Source organism: Clostridium tyrobutyricum (assembly GCF_019144085.1).
Lineage (GTDB): Bacteria > Bacillota > Clostridia > Clostridiales > Clostridiaceae > Clostridium_B > Clostridium_B tyrobutyricum_A.
In genome coordinates this window covers 63,203-69,824 of sequence record NZ_JAHHUY010000015.1, presented here as the reverse complement: position 1 = coordinate 69,824, position 6,622 = coordinate 63,203, and the positions used below count along the sequence as shown (strand labels likewise).

General features: G+C 29.0%; 7 protein-coding genes. All 7 read left to right on the top strand.

Translation table 11 applies throughout. From position 1 onward, the window contains the following. Window positions 1–49 precede the first annotated feature (49 nt). The 7 genes from yqfC (at window position 50) to recO (ending at window position 6,617) form a co-directional block, all read left to right on the top strand. Window positions 50–331 carry a sporulation protein YqfC gene (yqfC, locus tag KM800_RS08505; protein WP_217812687.1) on the top strand — a complete coding sequence of 94 codons (282 nt, stop codon included), beginning with the start codon at window positions 50–52 and terminating at the stop codon, window positions 329–331. Next, window positions 318–1,505, top strand: a complete 1,188-nt coding sequence (gene yqfD, locus KM800_RS08500) for a sporulation protein YqfD (protein WP_217812686.1) — start codon at window positions 318–320, stop codon at window positions 1,503–1,505. The genes yqfC and yqfD overlap by 14 nt, the downstream gene beginning before the upstream one ends. A gap of 27 nt (window positions 1,506–1,532) precedes the next feature. Then, a complete protein-coding gene (locus tag KM800_RS08495) occupies window positions 1,533–3,635 on the top strand; it encodes an HD family phosphohydrolase (RefSeq protein WP_217812685.1) in 2,103 nt (700 codons plus the stop codon). Between the two features lie 14 nt (window positions 3,636–3,649). Beyond that, entirely contained in the window at window positions 3,650–4,150 is a 501-nt protein-coding gene (gene ybeY, locus KM800_RS08490; RefSeq protein ID WP_217812684.1) for an rRNA maturation RNase YbeY, read from the top strand. A 15-nt stretch (window positions 4,151–4,165) separates the two neighbouring features. Then, window positions 4,166–4,864, top strand: a complete 699-nt coding sequence (locus KM800_RS08485; protein ID WP_217812683.1) for a diacylglycerol kinase — start codon at window positions 4,166–4,168, stop codon at window positions 4,862–4,864. A 99-nt stretch (window positions 4,865–4,963) separates the two neighbouring features. Beyond that, complete coding sequence (era, locus tag KM800_RS08480; protein WP_217812682.1) at window positions 4,964–5,845, top strand: GTPase Era; 882 nt, start codon at window positions 4,964–4,966, stop codon at window positions 5,843–5,845. A 10-nt stretch (window positions 5,846–5,855) separates the two neighbouring features. Further along, window positions 5,856–6,617: a DNA repair protein RecO gene (recO, locus tag KM800_RS08475; RefSeq protein ID WP_217812689.1), complete on the top strand. Its 762-nt coding sequence runs from the start codon at window positions 5,856–5,858 to the stop codon at window positions 6,615–6,617. The last annotated feature ends 5 nt before the right edge of the window (window positions 6,618–6,622 follow it).

The following is a 6,622-nucleotide window of genomic DNA, read 5'->3' as shown; positions in this document are numbered from 1 at the left end:
AAAAGTATAATGAATTTTTACTAAATGTTCATTATACAAGGTGATAGTGGTGGGAGACAAATTATACAATACAAAACAGAATATTGCAGATAAATTGGAACTGCCAAGAGATATAATTTTAAATATGCCCAAAATTCAAGTGACAGGGGATAATGAAATAATAATAGAAAATCACAAAGGAATAGTGCTTTTTGACAAGAGTATAGTGAAGATTAATTCAGGTGTAGGATTGATATCTATATATGGTGATAATTTCGAAGTTCTTTTTATGGGAGGAAGTACTATAACAGTGGGAGGAAAGTTTAAATCAATAGCATATGAAGGAAACTAGAAAAAATAATTTTTATAATTATAAGAATGCAGTGATAACCATTGAAATACAATCCATCATACCTGAAAGATTTATCAATTTGATATGGAAAAATGATGTATATATTAAAAATATAACAAGAAAAAGTGTAACAACTGTAGTAATGGACATAAGATATAAAGACTACAATACAATAAAGGAAATAGGTAAAAAAACTGGAACCAGAATAAGAATAGTTAGACGATGGGGACTTTCGTTTTTAATACTGCGGATTCAAAAAAATAAAATGTTGATCTTTGGAGTAGCTATTTTTATTGGCATAATCTATTATATGTCTACATTTATATGGCAAATTCAAATAAATTCAGATTCTAATTTACCACCTTATGAAATAAGACAAAAATTGAGGGCTTATGGAGTAACTAACGGTATTAATAAAAATAAAATAGATGTATATAAAATAGAAGAATTTCTTATAAAAAATGATGATGATATAATGTGGGTAAGAGCTAGAATAGATGGCTCCAGACTTATAATCACTGCACAGGAGAGAAAATCTCCACCTAACATAATATCGGATAATTCACCATGTGATTTGGTAGCATCAAAAGATGGTGAGGTAATTAGATTGTATACTACAGCTGGAACACCTGTAGTAAATATAGGAGATATGGTTAAGAAAGGCCAATTGCTTGTAAAAGGGGTACAGGGAAAAGAAGGAGACACTTATACAGTTCATGCAGCAGGGGACGTATTATGCAAAACTTTCTATGAAAAAACTAAAGAAGTAAATATATATACTATGGAAAGGAAAAGAACCGGTAGAAAAATAGTGAATTATTATATGAATATAAATGGTAAAAGACTATATTTGAAAAATACTGCCAATACTTTCAATAAGTATGATAAAATAGAAGAAAGCAATTTTTTCATAAAAAAAGAAGTCTTTTATGAAGTCAAGGAAGTTAAAGTTACGGGAAATATAGAAAAGATAACAGCCGATACTTCAGATAAACTTTATACACAAATAACATCCAATTTAGATAAAACGGTAAAGATATTGGATAAAGTCGTAGATAAAAAACAAGGTAAACTGCTAGAGGTACGAGTTTTGGTTATAGCAGAAGAGAACATAGCATCTCAGGTAGAACATAAGGAAGAGATATCGGAACAGAATAATCAGACAAAAGAGTAATAAACAGTTTACAAAGGGTGATATTCAATGAAAAAACTAGGCTTAAAAAGATTTTTTATAAGAGAAAAACAAAATAGGATAATTATATTTATAGTAAGTTTTATACTCATATATGCCGTGCTTTTAACAGGGCTTACTACTAAACGATACAATCTAAAACTTGGAGAAATTGCAAAAGTTGATATTAAAGCACCAAGAGAGGTTAAAGATGATCTTTCAACACAGGATAGAGTAAATCAGGCATTGGATTCTGTACCAATTCAATATAATAAAAAACCTGAAGTTAAAACTGAAACTATAGATAGAATAAATAAATTTTTTTCTACAGTAAATCAAATTATAGCTGATAATCAAACAGATGAAAAACAAAAGCAGCAAAAAATTAAAAGTGTTGCAAATATATCCTTGTCAGATAATGATTATTTGAAATCAGCTAGAATGAGTAAAAGTGATATGGATGAGATTCATAATTTTTTAATAGAGTCCATGTCCAATCTATATGATAATAATAATATAAGTGACAATAGTCAAAAAGATAATGAAGAGGATATTAAAAAAGCACAGGAAGATATAATAATAAAAGTAGGAAATTCAAATTTATCTAAAAGTATGCGAGACCTGGCGATTAATATAGCATATACTCAAATAGCTCCTAATTTCTTTTATGATAAAGATAAAACTCAGGAATTAAAAATTGAAACTGCCAAGAAAGTACCTCCTGTTATGATTAAAAAAGATCAAATCATAGTAAAAGAAGGTGAACCTGTTACTAAATATCAAATTGGAGTTCTCAAGGATCTCGGGCTTTTAAATGATGGGTCATATTTTAAATGGTATATATACATATCATTGGCAGTTCTTGTAATCCTCATATTGGCACTTCAGTGGATATATTTGAATGTATACAGCAAGAGTATATACAAAGACTTTAATATATTTATTATGATAAACATATTAAGCTTTTTGAGTATTCTGTTTGCAAGATCTTTAGGGATAATTTCACCATTTTTTATACCACTTGCATTTATTCCTATGATATTTTCTATACTTGTAAGTTCTAAAACATCACTTGTAATTAATATACTTAATTGCGTGCTGATAAGTACGGCGGTAGAATTCAATATAGAAATTACTATATTGGCTATGGTGAATGTAATAGTAGGTTCAATAATACTTAGAAAATTACAGCAGAGAAATGATATATTATATGCAACTATTTGTATAGCTGTTATAAATATAGTGCTTACTGTTTCAATGGGATTTTTATTGACTAACAATGTAGTTGATGTAGCTGAAAAAGCTATATTTACGGGAATAGGGAGTATAATATCGGGTATATTGGTAATCGGATTTTTACCTGTTTTTGAAAGCAGTTTCAATATAGTTACTACTATTAAACTTTTAGAATTGTCCAATCCAAATAATCCACTTCTTAAAAGATTGCTTATGGAAGCCCCTGGAACTTATCATCACAGCATATTAGTAGGTAATCTTGCTGAGGTTGCAACAGAAGAAGTTGGTGGAAATGCGCTTTTTTCGAGAGTAGCAGCTTATTATCATGATATAGGCAAAATAAAAAGACCATATTTTTTTAAAGAAAACCAGCTTGGAAATGATAATCCACACGATAAAATAACTTCGGCTTTAAGTGCTGTTATAATAATATCACACGTAAAAGATGGAGTTGAGATGGCAAAGGAATATAAACTTCCTAAAATAATAACAGATGTTATAGAACAGCATCATGGAAGATCGCTTGTAAAATATTTTTACGTTACTATGAAAAATTCAAGCAAAAGTCCTGAAGATGTAAAAGAGGAGGATTTCAGATATCCAGGACCTATACCGGAAACCAAGGAAGCAGGCATAATAATGCTGGCAGATGGAGTGGAAGCTGCGGTTAGGTCTATTAATGAACCTAATAAAGATAATATTGAAAATATGATTAACGATATAATAAATGATAGATTGTCATCGGGGCAATTGGATAATTGTGATCTTACATTGAGGGATATAACCAAGATAAAGTCTGCTTTTATAAAAGTACTTCTTGGAATATACCATCATAGAATAGAGTATCCAAAAGACAAATGGGCTGACAAGAACAATAAACTTATAGATGACAAATAATATGGAGGACTAGTATGATTTTTATAGATGATAGACAAAATAAAGTTAAAGTTACAGAGGAACTTGAGAATATTGTGAAGAAAGTTATACAGCATGCACTTATAATTGAAAAAGTGGAAGTCCCATGTGAAGTTAGTGTAATATTTATAGATAATTATACTATAAAGAATATAAATCGTGAAAATAGAAATATAGATAAAGTTACTGATGTATTATCATTTCCAATGCTGGATTATCCAGAGGGAAAGGTGTTTAAAGAAACTTATTTAAATTATGAATTTAAAGAATGTGATATGGATAGTGGAAATTTGGTATTGGGAGATATTGCACTTTCATTGGAAAAAGCCAAAGAACAGAGTATTGAATTTGGTCATTCTTTTTTGAGAGAAATTTGTTATTTGACAGTTCATTCCGTTCTTCATCTTTTAGGATATGATCATATGGAAGAAGATGAAAAAAAGATAATGCGAGATAGAGAAGAAAAAATTTTAAAAGAATTTAATTTCGATTTATAAAAGAGGAATACATATATGAAAGTGAAAAAACTTTTAGATAGTTTTAATTATGCTATTGAGGGCATAATATATTCTGTAAGAACTCAAAGAAATATGAGAATACACATGCTGGCAGCTCTTTTTATTTTGACTTTATGCTTCTTTTATGATCTGAGTAAAATAGAAATATTGTCAATAACAATAACAATAACAATGGTCATAATGGCAGAACTTTTTAATACTGCAGTTGAGTTTGCTATAGATGCTACAACAAATTACTATCATCCATTGGTTAAATTAGCTAAAAATGCCGCCGCCGGTGGCGTTCTTGTAACTGCTGTTAATGCTGTGTTAGTAGGATATATCATATTCTGGGACAAATTGAAGTATATAAACTTTGTGCTTATGAGAAAGGTAAGAATAACAAGTCCATATACTATATTTATAATAATAGCTATTGTATGCATATCCATTATTATAATAAAGGCTATATTTGGAGAGGGAACTCCGCTAAAAGGTGGAATGCCAAGCGGACACAGTGCAATAGCTTTTTCCATAGCTACTACTATCGCTCTTATGGTTGAAAGTCTTACTGTGGTTATACTTAGCTATGTACTTGCATTTATAGTAGCTCAAAGCAGAGTTGACTCTGAAGTCCATTCTATAGCAGAGGTTTTTATAGGCGGAATTTTTGGTATACTTATAACTGTACTTCTATTTAGAATATTTGGATAAAAATACATTACAAAGAATAAAAATAATGGTATAATCTATGTACAAGAATATACTTATTTATTTACCAAGATAAGTTGTATAAAAACAAGGAGAATATATATGTTTAAATCAGGATTTATAACTATAGTAGGAAGGCCCAATGTAGGTAAATCTACGTTGCTGAATAATTTAATTGGAGAAAAGTTATCAATTGTATCTTGCAGGCCTCAAACAACTAGAAACAACATACAGACAATACTTACAGAAAAAGATTTTCAGCTTGTATTTGTAGATACACCTGGTATTCATGATCCAAGACATAAATTAGGGGAGTATATGGTTAAATCCGCTAGAGATTCTATAAATGATGTAGATCTAGTACTATTTTTAACTACACCGGAAGGACAAATAAAAAAAAGTGATAGGTATATTTTAGATAATTTACAAGATTGTGAAAAACCTGTTTTCCTGGTAATCAATAAAATGGATGAAAATTCTGCTGAAAGAGTAGCACAAACGCTTAAAGCATATTCTGAAGAATATAAATTCCAGGAGTATATACCTATATCTGCAATTAATGGGAAGAATGTAATCGAACTAAAAAAACTTATAGTTAAATATATGAAGGAAGGGCCTAAATACTATCCTGACGATATGATAATAGATAAACAGGAAAGATTTATAATATCAGAGATTATAAGAGAAAAATCATTAAGGCTGCTTTCAGAAGAAGTTCCGCATGGTATAGCTGTAGAAATAATATCTATGAAAAAGAATTCAAAGGGAATTTATAATATAGATGCTACAATACTTTGTGAGAAAAAATCTCATAAGGGAATAATAATAGGAAAAGGTGGTTCTATGCTTAAAAAGATATCCACTTATTCTAGACAGGATATGGAAAAATTTTTGGACTCCAAAGTATATTTAAATATATGGGTAAAGGTTAAAAAGGAATGGAGAGACAGCAGCGGACTTTTAAAAGAGCTTGGATATAAGTAATAACTATATATTGGGAGATGGTATTCTGGCTATAATCAAGACACGAGCTGTTATAATTAAAACACAGGATATAAAGGAAAATGATAAGATTGTATGGCTATTTACTGAAGAATTAGGAAAAGTATCCACTATAGCTAAAGGTGCGAAAAGGAGTAAAAATAAACTTTTTTCTACTGTACTTCAATTTTCTTATGGTGATTATGTTCTATATAAAGGAAAAAATATGTATGTTATAAATGAAGGCAATTTAATAGATTCATTTCAGGATTTATTAAATGATTTGAATACACTGACTTATGCTTCCTATTTATGTGAATTAATAGATATATCCTTAAATAATGAAGAAAAAGACAAAAAATTATTTATTCATTTAGTTTCAGCACTTTATCTTATGAAAAATAAAGTTGTAGATATTGAAACATTATCAAGAGCTTTTGAATTGAAAATATTGAAGGCAACAGGTTATGAAATTAATTTTGAAAACTGCGCCATATGTGGGAGAAAAATCAATACTTCTGATTATTTGAGCATTCAATATCTAGGCGGAATATGTAGTGAGTGTCATAAGACAAATGGCATTCCTATAAGATATTCAACATTTAATGCTCTTAAATATATATCAAAAATTTCGTTGGAAAAAGTATATAGAGTAAACTTGTCAATAGAAGTAAAGCAGGAATTGTATAAAATAACTAATATGATAATATCTCAAAGTTATTTTAGAAAACCTAAAAGTCTAGATACTTTAAATTATCTAATTAACTTTAAATAATAAAA

Bases quoted from the DNA above. Each gene is read 5' to 3' on its own strand.
- yqfD (WP_217812686.1), top strand. From the start codon at position 318: ATGAAGGAAACTAGAAAAAATAATTTTTATAATTATAAGAATGCAGTG.
- KM800_RS08495 (WP_217812685.1), top strand. From the start codon at position 1,533: ATGAAAAAACTAGGCTTAAAAAGATTTTTTATAAGAGAAAAACAAAAT.
- ybeY (WP_217812684.1), top strand. From the start codon at position 3,650: ATGATTTTTATAGATGATAGACAAAATAAAGTTAAAGTTACAGAGGAA.
- KM800_RS08485 (WP_217812683.1), top strand. From the start codon at position 4,166: ATGAAAGTGAAAAAACTTTTAGATAGTTTTAATTATGCTATTGAGGGC.
- era (WP_217812682.1), top strand. From the start codon at position 4,964: ATGTTTAAATCAGGATTTATAACTATAGTAGGAAGGCCCAATGTAGGT.